Raw genomic sequence first — 19,052 nt, 5'->3', positions numbered from 1 at the left:
AGCGTCCCGCCGCAAGACCGAGCGCGAGGCCCGAATGGGGGAATTCAACTGTCTCTACAGCCACGGCTTCGCGCGCGTGGCTGCCTGCGTGCCGCGCGGTACCGTGGCCGATCCCGACTTCGCCGCAACCGAAGTACTGGAGCTCGCGGCCGAGGGCGACCGGCGCAAGGTCGCGGTGATGCTGTTCCCCGAACTCGGCCTCTCCTCCTACGCGATCGACGACCTGCTGTTCCAGGACGCGCTGCTCGACGAGGTGGAGCGCGCGCTGGCGCGGATTATCGACGCTTCGCGCGAATTGTTCCCGGTTCTGGTGGTCGGGGCGCCGCTGCGCCATGCGGGTCGGCTCTTCAACGCCGCGGCCGTCATCCATCGCGGCGCGCTGCTCGGCGTGGTGCCGAAGAGCTACCTGCCCAACTACCGTGAATTCTACGAGCGCCGCCATTTCACGCCCGGGCTGGGGCGGCGGGGGGAGCAGGCGGTCATCGCCGGGCGTCCGGCGCCGTTCGGGGTCGACCTGCTGTTCCGCTCCGAGGGCACGATTCCGCTGACCTTCCATGTCGAGATCTGCGAGGACATCTGGGTGCCGCTGCCGCCCTCGACCCGCGCGGCCATGGCGGGCGCCGAGCTGCTGCTGAACCTCTCGGCCAGCAACATCACCATCGGCAAGGCGGAGGCGCGCCGGCTGCTCTGCGCCAGCCAGTCGGCGCACTGCGTCGCGGCCTATGCCTATTCGGCCGCCGGCCCCGGCGAATCGACCACCGATCTCGCCTGGGACGGGCACGCCGCCATCTTCGAGAATGGCGACCGGCTCGCCGAGACCGAGCGCTTCCCGGAAGGCGCGGTCTTCACCGTCGCCGATATCGACATCGAGCGCCTGCGGCAGGAGCGCATGCGGCTGAACAGCTTCGGCGACTGCGTCGGCGAGGAGATGGAGGAGGACGCGTTCCGCGTGGTGGTCTTCGCCCTCGAGCAACCGCCCGAGCCTGTCGCGCTGGAACGGCTGATCGAGCGCTTCCCCTATGTGCCCTCCGACCCCTCGAGGCTGCGCGAGGACTGCTACGAGGCCTACAACATCCAGGTCCAGGGGCTGGCGCAGCGCCTTGCGGCCAGCCGCCTGCCGCGCGTGGTGATCGGCGTTTCGGGCGGCCTCGATTCCACGCAGGCGCTGATGGTCGCCGCCCGCACCATGGACCGGCTCGGGCGCCCGCGCTCGGACGTGCTTGCCTACACGCTGCCGGGCTTTGCGACGTCCGACGAGACGCGCGCCAACGCCTGGGCGCTGATGGAGGCGCTCGGCGTCTGCGCCGCCGAGATCGACATCCGCCCGGCGGCGCGGCAGATGCTGGCCGATCTCGATCATCCCTCCGCGCGCGGCGAGCCGGTCTACGACGTCACCTTCGAGAACGTGCAGGCGGGGCTGCGCACAGACTACCTGTTCCGCCTCGCCAATCAGCATGCCGCACTGGTGGTCGGCACGGGTGATCTGTCGGAGCTCGGGCTAGGCTGGTGCACCTATGGCGTGGGCGACCACATGTCCCACTACAACGTCAACGCCTCGGTGCCGAAGACGCTGATCCAGCACCTGATCCGCTTCGTCGCCGGCTCGGGGGACGTGTCGGCGGAGACGGTCGAGGTGCTGGAGGCGATCCTCGCCACCGAGATCTCGCCCGAGCTGGTGCCGGCGAGCGCGGCGACCATCCAGTCGACGCAGCAGGTGGTCGGGCCGTATGCGCTACAGGACTTCAGCCTGTTCTACCTCACGCGCTACGGCTACCGGCCCTCGCGCATCGCTTATCTCGCCGCGCAGGCGTGGTCGGACGTGGAGCGCGGGCGCTGGCCGGCCAATATCCCCGAGGCCGACCGGCGCGCCTATACGCTCGGCGAAATCCGCCACTGGCTGGAGGTCTTCCTCTCCCGCTTCTTCACCAACCAGTTCAAGCGCTCGACCCTGCCGAACGGCCCCAAGATCTCGTCGGGCGGCTCGCTCTCCCCGCGTGGCGACTGGCGTGCCCCTTCGGATGCGGGCGCGCGGGTTTGGCTGGACGAGCTCGACACGCACCTGCCGAGGGAAGGGCAATGAAGCCGGAACATCGACACGAGAACGGGCAGGCCCCGGCGCGCGACGTGGCCTCGCTGCCCAATTACGGGCTGGCGGCGCTCGACCGGGACTTCATCCTCGGCGATTCGATGCGCGGCGTGCGCTTCATGCTCGAATACGCCAAGGCCGAGGAAGCGCTGCGCAAGTGGCACATCCGCTCGACCATCGTCGTGTTCGGCTCGGCGCGGGTGCGCGAGGACGGGCCGGGGCGCCAGCCCTTCTGGTATGCGCAGGCGCGCGCCTTCGGCCGTCTCGCTTCCGAGCGTGGCGGGGCGCTGACGGCCGGCAATGGCGGGCTGCGCGACAATGTGATCGCCACCGGCGGCGGGCCGGGGCTGATGGAGGCGGCCAATCGCGGCGCGGCCGATGCGGGCGCGCCCAATATCGGCCTCAACATCAGCCTGCCGCACGAGCAGGGGCCGAACCCCTATTCGACCCCCGAGCTGACCTTCCGCTTCCATTATTTCGCGATGCGCAAGATGCACCTCGCCATGCGCGCCAACGCGCTGGTGGTGTTCCCGGGCGGATTCGGGACGCTCGACGAGCTGTTCGAGATCCTGAACCTGAGGTCGACCAACAAGGCGCCGCCGGTCGGCATCGTGCTGTTCGACGAAAAATACTGGCGCTCGGTCATCAATTTCGGCTCGCTGGTCGAGAACGGCATGATCGACGCCGGCGAGTGCGATCTGTTCCACTTCGCCGAGACGGCGGAGGACGTCTGGCTCAAGCTGGAGGCGACCGGCCTGTCGGCGCATGGCTGAAGAACGCGCGCGGGTGCCCGCCGCGCCGGCTCAGTCGTCGGCGGGCGGGCGCGCGTCCAGCCGCTGGCCAATGAATGCCTGAAGTGGGGGCAGGTCGATGCCGTCCCCGGAGAGCGCGCCGGCAAGCCCCGGCGCCTCCAGCGCACGCAGCGCCATGCCGGCACCGAAGCGCCTCGGTTCGGCGCTGAAGTTCAGCACCACGAGCAGGCAGGTGCGATCGTCGAAACGCTCGAAGGCGAGCAGGGGGGCGGGAATGTCGAGGAACCGAACGTCGCCGAGCTGGAGCGCGGGCTGGGTCCTGCGCCACGCGACGAAGCGGCGGGTGAAGTTCAGCGGCGACGCCTCGTCCGCGTCCTGCCGGTCCGCCGCCCGCTCCTTGTGGTCCTCGGCGACCGGCAGCCATGGCTTGGTGTCGGTGAAGCCGCAATGGGGCGCGTTGTGCTCCCACGGCATCGGCGTGCGGCAGCCGTCGCGCCCCTTGAAGTCCGGCCATAATTGGAGGCCCCATGGGTCGACAATCTGCTCCTTCGGAATCTCGGCCTGCGTCAGCGCCAGCTCCTGGCCCTGATAGATCACGACCCCGCCGCGCAGCGTCATCTGCAGCACGTTCAGCAGCTTGGCCATGGCGTCCTGATGGCCGAGCTCGACCGCCCATTCGCCGAAATTGCTCAGGACGCGCGTGGCATCCTGGTTGTTGAAGACGTTGAAGTTCCAGCCATGGGGCATGACATCGCGCTGGCGCACCAGCAGCGAGCGCCAGTTCTCCACCCGCGGCGTCGTGTTGACGAAGTCATAGTCGTAGGTGGCGTCCAGCCCGTCCGGGCGGCCGGTGTACTTCTCGCAGACGACCGGCGAATCGACGTCGGACAGCTCGCCCAGCAGCATCTTCGGCGGGTCGTAGCGGCCGGCGAGTTCGGCCATCGCCTTGAAGATGTCGAGCGCCTCGGGCACGTCGCGGTCGAACAGGTGGAGCTGGCGGGCGAAGGGATTGTCCGGCCCGCCGCCCAGCAGGATGGGCGAACCCTTGTGCGAGACGCGCGGGTTGGGCCGCAGGTCCATGTCGCAGGTGATGCACTGCACGGCGTCGAGCCGCACGCCGTCCACACCCTGCCTGAGCCAGAAATCGAGCTCCTCCAGCATCGCCTCCAGCACTTCGGGCTTCTGCAGGTTCAGCGCGGGCTGGCACGTCAGGAAGGGGTGGAAATAGAACTGCGCGCGGCGCGGATCCCAGGTCCAGGCGGGTCCGCCGAAGGAGGAGATCCAGTTGTTCGGGGCCGTGCCGTCGGGCGCGGCGTCGGCCCAGACGTACCAGTCCGCCTTGGGGTTCTCGCGGTTGCCGCGGCTCTCGCGGAACCAGGCGTGCTGGTCGGAGGTGTGGTCGGGGATGAAGTCGATGAAGAGCTTCATCCCCCGCTCGTGCAGGGCGTCGCGCAGCCGCTCGAAGTCCTCGATCGTGCCCATCTCCGGCTGGACGGTGCGGAAGTCCGACACGTCGTAGCCGAAGTCCTCCTGCGGCGAGGCGTAGAACGGCGAGAGCCAGACCGCGTCGACGCCGAGGCTGGTGATGTAGTCGAGCCGCTCCAGCACGCCCGGCAGGTCGCCGACGCCGTCGCCATTGGTGTCCTGAAAGCTGCGCAGATAGATCTGGTAGACCACCATGCCGCGCCACCACTCGTCGTCGGGTGGGCGGCGCATCAGTAAGGGTGGGGCATCGGGCGAAACGAGGCAGGTATCCGGGCCGTGGCTCATGCGATGGTGCCGAAATGAGCGCCCCAGGGCTCGACATGCAGCGCCTCGCCGCGCCGCGTCGCCCCGAAGCCGTGGCCGACGAGATCTTCGCCAAGCGGGATCGAGGCGAGGGGTACCTCGCATGCCGCATCGCTCAGGTTGAAGACGCACAGGACCCCGTCTTCCGCGTTGCCGCGCTCGAAGACGAGAAGGTTCTTGTGGGCGGGATAGAAGGAGAGGTCGTTGCCGCGCAGCGCCGGCTGCTCGCGGCGCCATTTCAGGAACCGCCGCATGCGGTTCAGCGCCGAGCCCGGCTCACGCTCCTGCAGGTCCACGGAGCGGCGGCGATGCTCCTCGGGGATGGGGAGCCACGGCTCGACGGTGCTGAACCCGCAATGGTCGGCATCGTGCCGCCACGGGATCGGCGTGCGCGCGCCGTCGCGGCCCTTGAAGGAGGGGTAGAACTCGCGCCCATACGGATCGAGCAGCCGTTCGAATGGCACCTCCGCCTCCGGCAGGCCGAGCTCGCTGCCCTGATAGAGGCATAGCGCCCCGCGAAGGCACGACAGCGCGGCCAGCACGGTGATGGTGAAATCGGGATGGTCGTCGCCCTGCCGCAGGCGCGAGGCGGCGCGCATGAAATCGTGATTGTCGAGCGACCAGCAGGGCAGGCCGTCCTCCGGCTGGTGGCCGAGCCGTTCGGACAGCTCGCGGATCACGTCCCCGTCGACATGCTGCGAGCCGAGCAGCCAGTAGCCATAGGCGAGGTGCAGCCGGCCGGGGCCGGTATAGTCCTTGTGCAGCCGCACGCCGTCGCTCTCGTTCAGCTCGCCGAGCAGGACGCGGTCGCCATATTCGTCGACCAGCGCGCGCAGGCGCTCGAGGAAGGGCAGGTTCTCCTCCTGCCCGATGTCGCGGACATGCTGCTGGAACGAATAGGGATTGAAGTTGAACTGGCTGCCGAGCGGCGAGGTCTCGGCCGGCGGGTTGTCGCGAAGCTGCGCGTCGTGGAAGTAGAAGGCGCACACGTCGAGCCGGAACCCGTCGACGCCGAGCTCGAGCCAGAAGCGGCACGCGTCCAGCACCGCGTCCTGCACCTCGGGGTTGTGGTAGTTGAGGTCGGGCTGGGCGGTCAGGAAATTGTGCAGGTAATACTGGTCGCGCCGCGGCTCCCAGTGCCAGGACGGGCCACCGAACACCGACAGCCAATTGTTAGGCGGCGTTCCATCGGGCCGGGGATCGGTCCAGACGTACCAGTCGGCCTTGTCGTTGGTGCGCGAGGCGCGACTTTCCCTGAACCATGCGTGCTGGTCGGAGGTGTGGCTCAGCACCTGGTCCATCAGCACCTTCAGGCCGCGCTTGTGTGCCTCCTCGATCAGCGCGCGCACGTCGTCGAGCGTGCCGAACAGCGGATCGACCGCGACGTAGTCCTCGACGTCGTAGCCATAGTCCTTCATCGGCGACTTCTGGAACGGGGAGATCCAGATCGCGTCAACCCCCAGCTCGGCCACGTAGTCCAGCTCGTCGGCGATGCCCTGAAGGTCGCCGATGCCGTCGGCCGAGGTGTCTTTGAAGGAGCGTGGATAGATCTGATAGATGACGGCGCCGTGCCACCAGGAATGTCCATGTGTCATGGCTAACGGAGATTAGCGTGCCGAGCCCGGCTGGCAACCCGTCCGGTCACATTTCCGGCGGCATGTGCCTACCGGTGGCCATTCCCGTAGCCGGCGTGGGTTTTTTCACGGGCTGCTCGGCCGAAGCCAGACCACGCCGGACGGGAAGAGGCGAGGCGGCCCATTTCGTTACGGCAGCGGCATCTGGTCAATTGTCGCCGGCAAGGCTCCGCATGCTATCCCTTCCGGCAATGAGAGGCCGGACCAACCGGCTTCCGTCGGCTGGGAGAGACGCATGAGGGTTATGGCCGCAGCGGGAATGGTCGGTGTCGCGGCAGGCGCGGCACTGCTGGCGGGTGCGCTCTCCGCCCATGCCGGGGACGACGTGCCGGCGCGGATCGCCGATCCCGCGCAGCAGGTGATCCAGACGCTGGACTACGCCAACACCCGCTATTCGCGGCTCGACCAGATCAATGCCGAAAATGTCGGAAAGCTGAAGGTTTTCTGGACCTTCTCGACCGGCGTTCTCAGGGGACATGAAGGCAGCCCGCTGGTCGTCGACGGGATCATGTATGTCCACACCCCGTTCCCGAACAATGTTTACGCGCTCGATCTCGACCATGAGGGGCGCATCCTGTGGAAGTACGAGCCGCGGCAGGACAACGAGGTGGCGGCCATCATGTGCTGCGATCTCGTCTATCGCGGCCTCGCCTATGCGCAGGGCATGGTGTTTCTCCATCAGGCCGACACGACCATCGTCGCGCTCGACGCCAGGACAGGCGCGGTGCGCTGGCGCGTCGCGAATGGCGATCCGAAGCGCGGCGAATCCAACACCGCCACCGTGATGCCGGTGAAGGACAAGCTGATCGTCGGCATAGCGGGCGCGGAGTTCGGCGCGCGCGGGCACATCAGCGCCTACAACATCAAGGACGGCACGCTCGCCTGGCGGGCCTATTCGACCGGGCCGGATGCGCAGATGCTGATCGACCCGGAGAAGACCACCGAGCTCGGCAAGCCGGTCGGCCCGGATTCCTCGCTGAAGAGCTGGGAGGGTGAGCAGTGGAAGATCGGCGGCGGCGCGCCCTGGGGCTGGTTCGCCTACGACTCGAAGCTGAACCTCGTCTATTACGGCAGTGCCAATCCCGGCACGTGGAACCCCTCGCAGCGTCCGGGTGACAACAAATGGGCGATGACCATCTTCGCCCGCGATGCCGACACCGGCGTCGCCCGCTGGGTCTACCAGATGACGCCGCACGACCAGTGGGACTATGACGGCGTCAACGAGATGATCCTGACCGACCAGATGGTCGACGGGCGCCTGCGCACGCTGCTCACCCATTTCGACCGCAACGGCTTCGCCTACACGCTCGACCGCGCCACGGGCGAACTGCTGGTGGCGGAGAAGTTCGACCCGAGCGTGAACTGGGCCAAGGGCATCGACCTCGACAAGGCGAGCCCGACCTATGGCCGCCCGATCCTCGACCCGAAATACGGCACCGAGGCCGAGGGCGAGGACGTGACCTATCAGGGCATCTGCCCGGCGGCGCTGGGCTCGAAGAACCAGCAGCCGGCGGCCTGGTCGCCCGACACCGGTCTGTTCTACGTGCCGACCAGCCACATGTGCATGGATTACGAGCCGTTCTTCGTCGACTACGCGGTCGGCCAGCCCTATGTCGGCGCGACGCTGACCATGTATCCCGCGCCCGACGCGAAGGACGGGCACACCGGCAGCTTCATCGCCTGGGACAACCTCAAGGGCCGCGTCGCCTGGACCATACCCGAGCGCTTCTCGGTCTGGTCCGGTGCGCTCGCCACCGCCGGCGGCGTGGTGTTCTACGGCACGCTGGAAGGCTATCTGAAGGCCGTCGACGCGAAGACGGGCAAGGAGCTTTTCCGCTTCAAGACGCCCTCGGGCATCGTCGGCAACGTCATGACCTATGAGCATCGAGGCCGGCAATATGTCGCCGTGCTGTCCGGCATCGGCGGATGGGCCGGCATCGGCCTCGCCGCCGGGCTCACCGATCCGAATGCGGGATCGGGCGCCAAGGACGCCTATGCGGCGCTGAGCAGCTACACCGCGCTCGGCGGCCAGCTCACCGTCTTCGCCCTGCCGGACGGGCGGTGAGGGCGGGCCCGTCGCCTAGTTCGCGTCGGTCTCGGTGCTGGAGAGCTCGAGGATCTCGTTGGTGATCTCCTCCTGCCGCAGCCGGCGCGAGCGGGCGACGAGGTCGTCGAGCGTGTGCTCGACATTGCTCTTGGCGGCGATCATCGCCCGCATGCGTGCTTCGTTCTCGGCGGCGAAGGACTGGATCACCGCCTCGCACAGCTCGGCGAAGATGTATTCCTCGGCGAGGCGCGCCAGCAGGATGTCGGGCGGCAGCGTCACCAGCGGACGCTGGCTGCGGGCGTCGATCGGGAAGCGCGCATAGTCGAACGGGATGAGCACCCGCTCGCGCACGTCGACCGTCGCCGAGGCGCCGGGGAAGGCGTGGACGATCGACACGCTGCGCACCTCGTCCTGGTCGAGCGCGCGGTAGAGCTCCTCGACGATCCGGTTGGCGAGCGAGGTCGCCTGGCCGACATGGGCGATCATCGCCGCCGACCACGAGACGTCGAAGCGCCGCTCGCCCGCCGCCATCAGGCCGCGATCGCCGACGAGGAGAAGCCGCGTCGTTCCCGGCGTCCGCTTCATCCGCTCTTCCACCGCGTCGAACACACGCTCGTTGAAGGTGCCGGCGAAGCCCTGCTCGGCGCACAGCGCCACGATAGCGTGGCGGTCCTCGGCCGGCGCGGCGGCGACGGGCGGGCCGGACGGCAAATGCTCCAGCGCGTCGCCGATGGCGACCGCGATGGTCTCGGCATAGGCGCGCACGCCGTCGAGCTGGCCGCGCGCCTCGCGCGAGCGCGCCGCCGAGATGCCGCGCATCGCTGCGATCACGGCCGAGAGCTGCTGCACCGACTGGATGCGGACGACGACGTCGCTCAGCCGCTCGCTCATGGGGAAGCCCTCACCTGCGGCCTCATGTGCCTTTGCCCTTCAGCCCGGCGGCGAGGGCGCGCACGCTCGCGACCAGCGTGTCGCGCAAGGTGTCGTCCAGCTTCGCGTCCGCCTCCAGCGATTTCGCGGCGTCGGGAACGGCGGCGTCGAGATGGCCGGGAAGCCGGGTCCGCAGCTCCGGCATCGCCTCCACCGGCATGTCGTCCAGCACCCCGGCCGAGAGTGCGGCCAGCAGCGCGATCTCGTCGACCGGCCGCAGCGTGGCGAAGCGGGGCTGCGAGAGCAGCGCGCGGATGCGCTCGCCGCGCGTCATCTGTGCCTTCACCCGGGTGTCGGCAATGCCGCCGAAGCGCGAGAACATCTCCAGTTCGAGGAACTGAGAATAGTCGAGCCGGATCCGCCCGGAGACCTGCCGCAGCGCGGGATGCTGCGCCTTTCCGCCCACCCGGCTGACGCTGAGGCCGACATCCACTGCCGGCCGCTGGTTGGCGGCGAAGAGCTGCGAGCCGAGCACGATCTGCCCGTCGGTGATCGAGATCAGGTTGGTCGGGATATAGGCGGAGAGGTTGCCGGCATCGGTCTCGGCGATGGGCAGCGCGGTGAGCGAGCCGGAGCCGAGCTCCTTCGAGAGCTTGGCGGCACGCTCCAGCAGCCGCGCATGGAGATAGAACACGTCGCCGGGATAGGCCTCGCGCCCCGCCGGCTCGCGCGTCAGCAGCGCCAGCTCGCGATGGGTGGCGGCGTGCTTGGTCAGGTCGTCGATGACGATCAGCGCGTGCTGGCCGCGGTCGCGGAAATATTCGGCGATGGTGGTGCCGGCGAAGGGGGCGATCCACTGCAGGCCCGGCGCGTCGGCGGCGGAGGCGACCACGAAGATGCACTTCTCCGGCGCGCCGTGCTGCCGCACCGCCTCGATGACCCGCTCCACGGCGGTCGCGCGCTGGCCGACGGCGACATAGACGCAGACGATGTCCGAGTCCTTCTGGCTGATGATGGTGTCGACGGCGATGGCCGTCTTGCCGGTCGCCCGGTCGCCGATGATGAGCTCGCGCTGGCCGCGCCCGAGGGTGAAGAGGGCGTCCACCACCAAGAGGCCGGTGTCGACCTGCTCGGTGACGAGGTCGCGCTCGATGATCGCCGGGGCGGGACGCTCGATCGGGTGATAGGCCTCCGCGACCACCGCCTCGCCCCCGTCGCGCGGCCGGCCCAGCGGATCGACGATGCGCCCGAGCAGGCCGGGGCCGACCGGCACCTGCACCACCGCGCCGGTGCGCGAGACCTTGGTGCCGGCCTCGACCGTGCTCGCCGCGTCGAGGATGACGGCGCTGATGGAATCCCGGTCGAGGGTGAGGGCGAAGCCGGTCTGCCCGCCCTCGAAATGCAGCAGCTCGTTGAGCCGCACCTCGGGCAGGCCCGAGACCTGTGCGATGGCGTCGGCAACGCGCTCGACCCGGCCGATCGAGGTCGCCTCGGGGCCGAGCGTCACCTGGGCCAGTTCGTCGCGGCTGCGCGCCAGCCATTCGCGGGCGGCGCCGTCGGCGTCGGAGGCAGGGGCGGCCGTCATTGCCGTGTCGTTGCCGGTCGTGGTCATGGCGTCGCGCTCCCGTTGCTGCCCGGCGCCCCCGCCTTGCTACCCTTGGCGAGCGCTCCGGCCACCCGGTCGAGGTCCGCCCGCAGGCTGTTGCGCACGGCCGCGTGCGGCATGTCGAGCTCCAGCCCGGCGATCAGGGCCGGGTCGGTCTCGCAGGCGATCTCGACCGGCCGGCCGAGCGCCCTGGAGAGCTGCTCGCGGCAGGCGTTCACCTCGGCATCGGAGAGCGCACGTGCCGCCTTCAGCCGCACCGGATGGCCGTCGGCGCCGAGGCCGGCGCGGATCTCGTCGGGCAGGGCGGCCAGCCCCTCGGCGAGGCCGGGGATGAAGCCGTCGATGCGGGCCTGTTCCGGCAGGCGGGAGAGCAGCTTGTCGGCGATGTCGAGCGCCAGCGCGCTGGCCCGCCCCCGCGCGGCGGCGGCTTCGTCGGCGCGGGCGCGGGCGATGTCGGCCTTCGCCGCCTCGCGCACCCGCTCCGCCTCCGTGCGGGCAGCGGCGATGATGCCCTGCTTCTCGGCCTCCGCCTCCTGCGCGGCCTTCTTCAGCGCGTCGGCGCGCGACCGGGCAAGATCCGCCGTCGTCCGCTCGGCCTCAGCGCGCGCGGCCTCCGCCGCCGCCTGCGCGACGCGGGCGTCGTCGAGCGCCTTCGAGGCCAGCACGCGCCGCTGCTCGATCATGCCGGCCACCGGCCGGAACAGAAACCGGCCGAGAATCCAGACGAGGACGAGGACGTTGGCGGTCTGGAGGCCGAGGGTCCACCAGTCGATCTGCATCGCCTGACGACACTCACTTGATGAAGGGGTTGGCGAAGAGCACGAGCAACGCGATGACCAGGCAGTAGATCGCCATGGTCTCGATCATGGCGAGGCCGACGAACAACGTGCGCGAGATCGTGCCGGCGGCTTCCGGCTGGCGGGCGATGGCGTCCATCGCCGCGGCGACGGCGCGCCCCTCGCCCAGCGCCGGCCCGATCGCCCCGAAGGAGACGGCAAGCGCCGCGGCGAGGATGCTGACGGCTTCGATCGATATGTTCATGGGCTTGTCGGCTCCTTTCCGTCGGACTTCCGGGACGCCTGTCCCTCGCTGATGGCCGCGCCGATGAAGACGCAGGCGAGGACGGCGAAGATGTAGGCCTGCACGGCGCCCGTCAGCAGATCGAGCGCCATGAACGGGATCGGCACCAGCAGGCCGGCGAGCGAGAGCACGATGCCGATGACGAACACGCCGCTCATGATGTTGCCGAACAGGCGCACCAGCAGCGAGAAGGTGCGGGTGATCTGCTCGACCACGTTGAGCGGGATCATCACCCAGCTCGGCTCGGCAAAGGTCCGGAGGTAGCCGCCGAGCCCCAGCGCGCGCACCCCGTAATAGATGGTCGCACAGAACACGATGAAGGCGAGCGCCGCGTCGGTCTCGAGATGCGCGGTCGGCGGCTCGATGCCGGGGATCAGGGACGACCAGTTGGCGATCAGCACATAGATCAGGATGGTGCCGATCAGGGCGCGGTAGCGCGCCGGCTCGCTCTGCATGGTGTCGGCGACGAGCCCGTCCACCGTGCTCACCAGCAGCTCCAGCACCGCCTGGAAGCGGGAGGGTTCCAGCGTCAGCCGGGCGGTGGCGAAGCGGCAGATCAGCGCCAGCGCGATCATGATCGCCCACGTCACCAGCACCGGCGAGGTGATGGGGATCGGTCCGACATGGAACAGCGGTTCGAGGACGAGGGGCGAGTTCACGGCAGCCCTCCCGCGCGGCGCAGATAGAACCGGCGCGTGACCAGCAGGCCGATCGCGGCGGCCAGCAGCGGGCCGGCGCCGAGCCGGGCGAGGGCGTAGAACGCGCCGCCCAGCACCGCGAAGCGGAAGAGTTGCAGGCCGAGCGCGAGCGCGAAGCTGCGCCCGAGATAGAGGCCGGTGTTCCACCTGAGCGTCGCGAAATAGACGAGGCCGAGCAGCGCGCCGACCGCCAGCCCGAGCGCGACGAGGAGCGCGGTCTGTGCCGTCGGGAGATGGGTGGCGATGTCGGTCACGGGCGATGCATCCATTTCCAGGCGGACCAGAAGCCAAAGCCGGCGCCGATCATGATGAGCGGCGCGGAGAAGAACACGCCGCTGTCGAACAGGCCGTCCAGCCAGCGGCCGAGCACGAGGCACAGCAGGGTGGGGACGACGATGGTCCAGCCCAGAATGCCGATCTGACCCAGCCGCACGCCGAGCGAGGGCTCGGGCGTCTGCGCCCCGCTGGTGGCGCGCTCGGCCGCCTGCCGGGCCGCCGATCCCATGCGGTCGGGCGGCGGATCGGGCGTGGCTTCCTGCGGCGCGGCCGTCATGAGGCCTCCTCACCCATTGCCTCGCCGAGCATCGCCTCGGCATTGGCGGTCTGACCGGGACGCAGATAGCGCATGAGCTGGCGCACCGCATGCGCATGAAGACGTAGCTGCTCGGTGCGCGCGCGCCGGTCGGCGTCGGTGTCGGCCGCGCGCATCGTGGCGACGTCGGCCTCCAGTGCGCCGAGATCGTCGCCCACCGTACCCTGCCGGCAGGCGAGCGAGACGTCCCGCCCGCCCGTCACCGTCAGCACCCCGCCGCCGACGACGCAGAAATGCTCGGCCTGGTCCGGGCTGCGCCAGCGCACCACGGAGGCCGGCAGCACGGTCAGGAAGTCGGCATGTCCGGGCAGGATGCCGAAGCCGCCGCTCTCGTCCTCCGCCCGCACCGAGACCACGTCCGCCCGGTCGACGAGGACGCTGGAGGGCGTGGTGATGGTGAGGTGGATCGCCCGGCTCACGCGGCCTTCTCCCCGGCCTTCGCGGGCTGGGCCTGCGCGGGATTGGAGGATGTCGGAGCGGCGCCCTTCGCCGCCTTCTCCTTCTCGCGCCCCTCATCCAGTGTGCCGATCATGTAAAGCGAGCTCTCCTGCCAGTCGTCGCATTCGCCGGCGAGGATCGCCTTGCAGCCGGCGATGGTGTCGGCCACCGGCACCGAGCGGCCGGGAACGCCGGTGAAGGCCTCGGTCACGGTGAAGGGCTGGGTGAGGAAGCGCTGCAGCCGCCGCGCGCGCTCGACGATCCGCCGGTCCTCGGCGCCGAGCTCTTCCATGCCGAGCAGCGAGATCACGTCCTGCAGCTCGCGGTAATGCTCGATGGTCCGGCGCACCTCGTTGGCGACGTCCACATGCTCCTGTCCGACGATCAGCGGGTCGAGCAGCACCGAGGAGGAGGTGATCGGGTCGACGGCGGGGTACATGCCCTCCGCCGCCATGGCGCGCGAGAGCACGACCATGCTGTCGACATGGCTGGCGATGGTGGTGACGGCCGGGTCGGTGAAGTCGTCGGCCGGCACGTACACCGCCTCGATCGCCGTCACCGCCGCCCCACCGACCGAGGCGATGCGCTCCTGAAGCGCCGCCACCTCGCTCGCCAGCGTCGGCTGGTAGCCGACCCGCGAGGACATGCGCCCCAGCAGGCCGGACACTTCCGCGCCCGCCTGGACGAAGCGGAAGATGTTGTCCATCAGCAGCAGCACGTTGCGGTGCATCTCGTCGCGGAAATATTCGGCGATGGTGATCGCGGTCATGGGCACGCGCCAGCGCGCGCCGGGCGGCTCGTTCATCTGCCCGTAGACCAGTACGGTGCGGTCCAGCACCTTCGAGGCGCCCATGTCCTGCAGCATCTCATGGCCCTCGCGCGAGCGTTCGCCGACGCCCGCGAACACCGAGATGCCCTGATAGCTCGCCACCATGGCGTGGATCAGCTCCATCACCAGCACCGTCTTGCCGACGCCGGCGCCCCCGAACATCGCCGCCTTGCCGCCCTGCGCCAGCGGGGTGAGCAGGTCCAGCACCTTGATGCCGGTGGCGAACAGGTCGGAGGTGCCGGTCTGCCGGTCGAGCGGCGGCGCCTCACGATGGATCGGCCGCCGCGGCACGTCCTGCGGCAGCGGCCCCAGCCGGTCGCCGACATTGCCGGTCACGTCAAGCAGGCGCCCGAGCACCGCTTCGCCGACCGGCACCGCGATCGGCCCGTGCTCGCGCCGCACCGTGTCGCCGCGCCGGAGTCCGGTCGTCGCCTCAAGCGCGATGGCCCGCACCGTCGAGCGGTCGAGATGCGCCTGCACCTCGGCGACAAGCGTGCCGCTCGCCTCGTCGCCGATGGCGACGGCTTCGTTGATCTCCGGCAGGGCGGCGTCGGCGAAGGCGATGTCGACGACCGCTCCCCGGATGGCCACGACTCGTCCGTTCGTTTCCATGGCTCGGGCCTCCTGGGGTCAGACTAGTCGCCTGCGGCCGCGGCCCCTTTGATATCCCTCAGGACATAGGTCTGCGGGAACCGTCAGGCCGCGCGCCGGTGACAGACTACAGCAGGAGGGTCGGGGAAGGGCAATGGCCGGGGCTGCCCATTCAGGCGGCAGAAACCCGCATCCGCCGCCTGTCGCGAGGCGCCCGCGCATGGGCGGGGCGGGGTGGAAATCGCCGCCGCGGCCCGTCGCCCGCTGCGTCGCCAAGGGTTCGGGAAAACTCCCGATGTGCCGAGCTCTGCGTCCCGTGCATAACAGGGTGGCCGGATTACCAAAGTCCAATCGCGGCGGCCGAGCGCCGGCGCTATCCGGGCGAGGCTCGTCACGACAACAAGGCAACGCCATGCATCGAGATCGCATCCGCCTTCCCGCGCTCCTGGACAAGGTGGTGAGCGCCGAAGCGGCGGCCGCCTATATCCGCGACGGCATGACGGTCGGCATGAGCGGCTTCACCCGCGCGGGCGAGGCCAAGGCGGTGCCGATGGCGCTGGCCGAGCGCGCCAAGACCGAGCCGATGAAGATCACGCTGATCACCGGCGCCTCGCTCGGCAACGACCTCGACAAGCAGATGGCGGAGGCGCACCTGCTCTCGCGCCGCATCCCGTTCCAGTCCGATCCCGCGCTGCGCCGCGAGATCAACGACGGCGAGGTGATGTTCGTCGACCAGCACCTCTCGGAAACGGTGGAGATGCTGCGCACGCACCAGCTCGGGCCCGTCGACGTGGCGGTTATCGAGGCGGTGGCGATCACCGAGCAGGGCGGCATCATCCCCACCACCTCGGTGGGCAATTCGGCGAGCTTCGCGATCCTCGCGGAGAAGGTGATCGTCGAGATCAACCTCAGCCAGCCGCTGCTGCTGGAGGGGCTGCACGACATCTACATCCCCACCCGCCGCCCGGTGCGCCATCCCATCCCGGTGGTGGCGCCGGAGAACCGGGTCGGCCTGCCGTTCATCCCGGTCGATCCGAGCAAGATCGTCGCGATCGTCGTCACGCAGAAGCTCGACTCCTCCTCGACCGTGCTGCCGCCGGACCAGGAGACGCGCGACATCGCCGGCCATCTGACCGAGCTCCTGAAGCACGAGGTGAAGGCGGGCCGGCTCACCACCACGCTGCAGCCGCTGCAGGCCGGCATCGGCACCATCGCGAACGCGGTGATGCACGGGCTGATCGACAGCCCGTTCCACAACCTGACCATGTATTCCGAGGTGCTGCAGGACTCGACCTTCGACCTGTTCGACGCCGGCAAGCTCGACTTCGCCTCCGGCTCGTCGATCACTCTGTCGAAGGCGAAGTACCAGGCCGTGCTGCCCGATTTCGCCCGCTACAAGCCGAAGCTGGTGCTGCGGCCGCAGGAGATCAGCAACCACCCGGAGGTGATCCGGCGGCTCGGCGTGATCGCGGTCAACACCGCGCTGGAGTTCGACCTCTACGGCAACGTCAACTCGACCCATGTCGGCGGCACGATGATGATGAACGGCATCGGCGGTTCGGGCGACTTCGCCCGCAACGCCTATCTGTCGGTCTTCGTCACCAAGTCGGTGGCGAAGGGCGGGGCGATTTCCAGCGTGGTGCCGATGGTGAGCCATGTCGACCATACCGAGCACGACGTAGACATACTCGTCACCGAGCAGGGGTTGGCGGACCTGCGCGGCCTCGCCCCGCGCGAACGGGCGCGGCTGGTGATCGCCAATTGCGTCCATCCCGCCTATCGCGAGCCGCTGGCGGACTATGTCGAGCGCGCGACCGCGCGCGGCGGGCATACGCCGCACCTCATCGAGGAAGCGCTGGGCTGGCATGCGCGGCTGCGCGAGACGGGCAGCATGCAGGCGGGCTGACGGCACGGCCTCGCGGCAGGCGTCCTGCGAATGCGTCGCGCGGACACGGGCGTTGCGCGGGGAAGGGGTGGGCGGCTAAAGCTGTCCTCCCATTGCCCTGCGAAGAAGCCGATGCCCCTGCTGCGCCTCTATCTCGCCGGACCCGAGGTGTTCCGGCCCGACGCCGCCGAGGAGGGCGCGCGGCTCAAGCAATTGTGCGCGGCGGCGGGCGCGGAGGGGCTCTACCCGCTCGACACGCGCGGCGACGACATCCGCCGCAGCTGCATCGAGCTGATCGGCGAGGCCGACGCCCTCGTCGCCAACATTTCCCCGTTTCGCGGCCACCACATGGACCCGGGAACCGCGTTCGAGATCGGCTATGCCGAGGCCACCGGAAAGCCGGTGTTCCTGTGGTCGAGCGACCTGCGCGACCTCGCCGAGCGCATTCCCTCCGACGCAGCGGGCCGCGACGGCGAGGGCATGCTGGTCGAGGATTTCGGCAAGCCGGAAAACCTGATGATCGTCCGCGAGGGGGAAACCGTCTGGCCGGGCCCGGAGCAGGCGATCGCCGCCGCGGTGGCACGCCTCGGCCATGCGGCGAGGAATCGCGCGCTGCAGCGCAGCACGCGGCGGGCGGTGCTGCTGGCCGCGCTCATCAGCCTTGCGGTCGCTCTCGGCGCCGGCGCGCTCGTCGATCGGCTCGTCGGCTGGTAATTTGATGCCGTGCTGGTGGTAGAGATGTGACCGCGGGGCCTCAGCACCGCCTATTTTCCCTATCATAAAGGTGGTGCTTGACGCTCACCCGCCTCGCTTCCTTGAATGTCGGCCGAGTCGCGGCCCGGCCGCTTGCATGTGGAGACGTAGATGACGAAGCACGCCGGACTTCCCCCGGAGGCGCTTTCCCACGACGAGCGGCTCGATCGCCTCGCGGAAGTGGCGGTTCATGTCGGCCTCGGCCTGAAGGCCGGGCAGGAGCTGGTGATGACCGCCTCCATCGACGCGCTGCCGCTGGTGCGCCGCATCACGGACCACGCCTACCGGGCGGGGGCGAGTCTCGTGACCACGCTGTTCGGCGACGAGGAGGCGACGCTGATGCGCTTCCGCAACGCGTCGGACGACAGCTTCGACACCGCCAGCGGCTGGCTCTACGAGGGCATGGCGAACGCCTTCCGGAACGGTGCCGCGCGGCTCGCCATCTCCGGCGAGAACCCCTCGCTGCTGGCCAATGAAGACCCGGAAAAGGTCTCCCGCGCCAATCGTGCCCGCTCCAAGGCTTACATGCCGGCGCTGTCGCTGATCGCGGGCTTCGACATCAACTGGACCATCGTCTCCTTCGCTTCGCCCGCCTGGGCGAAGGCGATGTTCCCGGACGACCCGGAGGACATCGCGGTCGCCAAGCTCTGGCACGCCATCTTCGCCGCCTCGCGCGTCGACACGCCGGACCCGGTGGCCGCCTGGCAGGCGCATAATGACGAGCTCCACGCCCGCACCGCCCGGCTCAACGGCCGCCGCTATGCGGCGCTTCGGTTCCGCGGCCCGGGCACGGACCTCACCGTGGGCCTTGCCGACGACCATGAATGGGCCGGCGGGGCGTCGATGGCCAAGAACGGCGTCACCTGCAACGCGAACATCCCCACCGAGGAGGTGTTCACCACGCCGCACAAGGACCGGGTCGAGGGCTATGTGGCGAGCACCAAGCCGCTCTCCTACCAGGGCACGCTGATCCAGGACATCGCGGTGAGGTTCGAGGGCGGGCGCATCGTCGAGGCGAGCGCGCGCACGGGCCTCGACGTGCTGTCCAAGGTGCTCGATACCGACGAAGGCTCGCGCCGGCTCGGCGAGGTGGCGCTGGTGCCGCATTCCTCGCCGATCTCGAAGAGCGGGCTGCTGTTCTACAACACGCTGTATGACGAGAACGCCGCGAGCCACATCGCGCTCGGCCAGTCCTACAGCAAGTGCTTCATCAACGGCTCCGACCTGTCGCCCGAGCAGCTCGCCGCGCGCGGCGCCAATTCCAGCCTGATCCACATCGACTGGATGATCGGCTCCGGCGAGGTCGACGTCGACGGGATAACCGCGGGCGGGAACGCGGAGCCGGTGATGCGCAAGGGCGAATGGGTGTGAGCATTGTTGCGATGGCGCCCGGCCATCGGCGC

The 19,052-nt window shown here is 69.4% G+C and carries 17 protein-coding genes; 6 read left to right on the top strand and 11 right to left on the bottom strand.

The features are described 5' to 3' along the window. The first annotated feature begins 34 nt into the window (after nt 1-34). Together NVS89_RS18350 and NVS89_RS18345 are read left to right on the top strand one after the other, a co-directional pair. A complete protein-coding gene (locus NVS89_RS18350; RefSeq protein WP_258734203.1) occupies nt 35-2,080 on the top strand; it encodes an NAD(+) synthase in 2,046 nt (681 codons plus the stop codon). Further along, nucleotides 2,077-2,859, top strand: a complete 783-nt coding sequence (locus NVS89_RS18345) for an LOG family protein (RefSeq protein WP_258734202.1) — start codon at nt 2,077-2,079, stop codon at nt 2,857-2,859. Before NVS89_RS18350 ends, NVS89_RS18345 begins: the two co-directional genes overlap by 4 nt. A 30-nt stretch (nt 2,860-2,889) precedes the next feature. Here NVS89_RS18345 and NVS89_RS18340 read toward each other — a convergent pair whose 3' ends face one another. Together NVS89_RS18340 and NVS89_RS18335 are read right to left on the bottom strand one after the other, a co-directional pair. Beyond that, nucleotides 2,890-4,554: an alpha-amylase family glycosyl hydrolase gene (locus NVS89_RS18340; RefSeq protein ID WP_258734201.1), complete on the bottom strand. Its 1,665-nt coding sequence runs from the start codon at nt 4,552-4,554 to the stop codon at nt 2,890-2,892. 50 nt (nt 4,555-4,604) lie between these two features. Continuing rightward, nucleotides 4,605-6,221: an alpha-glucosidase gene (locus tag NVS89_RS18335; RefSeq protein WP_258734200.1), complete on the bottom strand. Its 1,617-nt coding sequence runs from the start codon at nt 6,219-6,221 to the stop codon at nt 4,605-4,607. Nucleotides 6,222-6,495: 274 nt separating this feature from the next. Here NVS89_RS18335 and NVS89_RS18330 point away from each other — a divergent pair, with 274 nt between their 5' ends. Next, nucleotides 6,496-8,325, top strand: coding sequence for a methanol/ethanol family PQQ-dependent dehydrogenase (locus NVS89_RS18330; protein WP_374114597.1), 1,830 nt, complete (start codon nt 6,496-6,498; stop codon nt 8,323-8,325). A gap of 15 nt (nt 8,326-8,340) precedes the next feature. On the opposite strand, the gene NVS89_RS18325 is transcribed toward NVS89_RS18330, so the two are convergent. The 9 genes from NVS89_RS18325 to atpD are packed head-to-tail and all read right to left on the bottom strand — an operon-like array spanning nt 8,341 to nt 15,032. Further along, nucleotides 8,341-9,198 carry a F0F1 ATP synthase subunit gamma gene (locus NVS89_RS18325; RefSeq protein ID WP_258734199.1) on the bottom strand — a complete coding sequence of 286 codons (858 nt, stop codon included), beginning with the start codon at nt 9,196-9,198 and terminating at the stop codon, nt 8,341-8,343. Nucleotides 9,199-9,220: 22 nt separating this feature from the next. Beyond that, on the bottom strand, nt 9,221-10,762 hold the full coding sequence (locus NVS89_RS18320) for a F0F1 ATP synthase subunit alpha (protein WP_258734275.1): 1,542 nt from the start codon (nt 10,760-10,762) through the stop codon (nt 9,221-9,223). A 23-nt stretch (nt 10,763-10,785) separates the two neighbouring features. Then, nucleotides 10,786-11,562: a F0F1 ATP synthase subunit delta gene (locus NVS89_RS18315; RefSeq protein WP_258734198.1), complete on the bottom strand. Its 777-nt coding sequence runs from the start codon at nt 11,560-11,562 to the stop codon at nt 10,786-10,788. 13 nt (nt 11,563-11,575) lie between these two features. Continuing rightward, on the bottom strand, nt 11,576-11,824 hold the full coding sequence (locus tag NVS89_RS18310) for a F0F1 ATP synthase subunit C (RefSeq protein ID WP_258734197.1): 249 nt from the start codon (nt 11,822-11,824) through the stop codon (nt 11,576-11,578). Next, entirely contained in the window at nt 11,821-12,522 is a 702-nt protein-coding gene (locus NVS89_RS18305; RefSeq protein ID WP_258734196.1) for a F0F1 ATP synthase subunit A, read from the bottom strand. The genes NVS89_RS18310 and NVS89_RS18305 overlap by 4 nt, the downstream gene beginning before the upstream one ends. After that, nucleotides 12,519-12,815, bottom strand: a complete 297-nt coding sequence (locus NVS89_RS18300) for an N-ATPase subunit AtpR (protein WP_258734195.1) — start codon at nt 12,813-12,815, stop codon at nt 12,519-12,521. Before NVS89_RS18300 ends, NVS89_RS18305 begins: the two co-directional genes overlap by 4 nt. Next, nucleotides 12,812-13,114, bottom strand: coding sequence for an AtpZ/AtpI family protein (locus NVS89_RS18295; RefSeq protein WP_258734194.1), 303 nt, complete (start codon nt 13,112-13,114; stop codon nt 12,812-12,814). Before NVS89_RS18295 ends, NVS89_RS18300 begins: the two co-directional genes overlap by 4 nt. After that, nucleotides 13,111-13,572, bottom strand: a complete 462-nt coding sequence (locus NVS89_RS18290) for a F0F1 ATP synthase subunit epsilon (RefSeq protein WP_258734193.1) — start codon at nt 13,570-13,572, stop codon at nt 13,111-13,113. Before NVS89_RS18290 ends, NVS89_RS18295 begins: the two co-directional genes overlap by 4 nt. Next, nucleotides 13,569-15,032 carry a F0F1 ATP synthase subunit beta gene (gene atpD / locus NVS89_RS18285; RefSeq protein ID WP_258734192.1) on the bottom strand — a complete coding sequence of 488 codons (1,464 nt, stop codon included), beginning with the start codon at nt 15,030-15,032 and terminating at the stop codon, nt 13,569-13,571. The genes NVS89_RS18290 and atpD overlap by 4 nt, the downstream gene beginning before the upstream one ends. 391 nt (nt 15,033-15,423) lie before the next feature. Here atpD and scpC point away from each other — a divergent pair, with 391 nt between their 5' ends. The 3 genes from scpC (at nt 15,424) to NVS89_RS18270 (ending at nt 19,020) form a co-directional block, all read left to right on the top strand. Beyond that, nucleotides 15,424-16,917, top strand: coding sequence for a succinyl-CoA:acetate CoA-transferase ScpC (gene scpC, locus NVS89_RS18280; protein WP_258734191.1), 1,494 nt, complete (start codon nt 15,424-15,426; stop codon nt 16,915-16,917). Between the two features lie 111 nt (nt 16,918-17,028). Further along, nucleotides 17,029-17,610: a nucleoside 2-deoxyribosyltransferase gene (locus tag NVS89_RS18275; RefSeq protein WP_258734190.1), complete on the top strand. Its 582-nt coding sequence runs from the start codon at nt 17,029-17,031 to the stop codon at nt 17,608-17,610. Nucleotides 17,611-17,760: 150 nt separating this feature from the next. Further along, complete coding sequence (locus tag NVS89_RS18270) at nt 17,761-19,020, top strand: aminopeptidase (RefSeq protein ID WP_258734189.1); 1,260 nt, start codon at nt 17,761-17,763, stop codon at nt 19,018-19,020. The last annotated feature ends 32 nt before the right edge of the window (nt 19,021-19,052 follow it).

The organism is Ancylobacter mangrovi (assembly GCF_024752355.1).
Lineage (GTDB): Bacteria > Pseudomonadota > Alphaproteobacteria > Rhizobiales > Xanthobacteraceae > Ancylobacter > Ancylobacter mangrovi.
The sequence above is the reverse complement of the archived record's forward strand: the minus strand, read 5'-3'. Positions and strand labels throughout refer to the sequence as shown.

Bases quoted from the DNA above. Each gene is read 5' to 3' on its own strand.
- NVS89_RS18350 (WP_258734203.1), top strand. From the start codon at position 35: ATGGGGGAATTCAACTGTCTCTACAGCCACGGCTTCGCGCGCGTGGCT.
- NVS89_RS18345 (WP_258734202.1), top strand. From the start codon at position 2,077: ATGAAGCCGGAACATCGACACGAGAACGGGCAGGCCCCGGCGCGCGAC.
- NVS89_RS18340 (WP_258734201.1), bottom strand. From the start codon at position 4,554: ATGCGCCGCCCACCCGACGACGAGTGGTGGCGCGGCATGGTGGTCTAC.
- NVS89_RS18335 (WP_258734200.1), bottom strand. From the start codon at position 6,221: ATGACACATGGACATTCCTGGTGGCACGGCGCCGTCATCTATCAGATC.
- NVS89_RS18330 (WP_374114597.1), top strand. From the start codon at position 6,496: ATGAGGGTTATGGCCGCAGCGGGAATGGTCGGTGTCGCGGCAGGCGCG.
- NVS89_RS18325 (WP_258734199.1), bottom strand. From the start codon at position 9,198: ATGAGCGAGCGGCTGAGCGACGTCGTCGTCCGCATCCAGTCGGTGCAG.
- NVS89_RS18320 (WP_258734275.1), bottom strand. From the start codon at position 10,762: ATGACGGCCGCCCCTGCCTCCGACGCCGACGGCGCCGCCCGCGAATGG.
- NVS89_RS18315 (WP_258734198.1), bottom strand. From the start codon at position 11,562: ATGCAGATCGACTGGTGGACCCTCGGCCTCCAGACCGCCAACGTCCTC.
- NVS89_RS18310 (WP_258734197.1), bottom strand. From the start codon at position 11,824: ATGAACATATCGATCGAAGCCGTCAGCATCCTCGCCGCGGCGCTTGCC.
- NVS89_RS18295 (WP_258734194.1), bottom strand. From the start codon at position 13,114: ATGACGGCCGCGCCGCAGGAAGCCACGCCCGATCCGCCGCCCGACCGC.
- atpD (WP_258734192.1), bottom strand. From the start codon at position 15,032: ATGGAAACGAACGGACGAGTCGTGGCCATCCGGGGAGCGGTCGTCGAC.
- scpC (WP_258734191.1), top strand. From the start codon at position 15,424: ATGCATCGAGATCGCATCCGCCTTCCCGCGCTCCTGGACAAGGTGGTG.
- NVS89_RS18275 (WP_258734190.1), top strand. From the start codon at position 17,029: ATGCCCCTGCTGCGCCTCTATCTCGCCGGACCCGAGGTGTTCCGGCCC.
- NVS89_RS18270 (WP_258734189.1), top strand. From the start codon at position 17,761: ATGACGAAGCACGCCGGACTTCCCCCGGAGGCGCTTTCCCACGACGAG.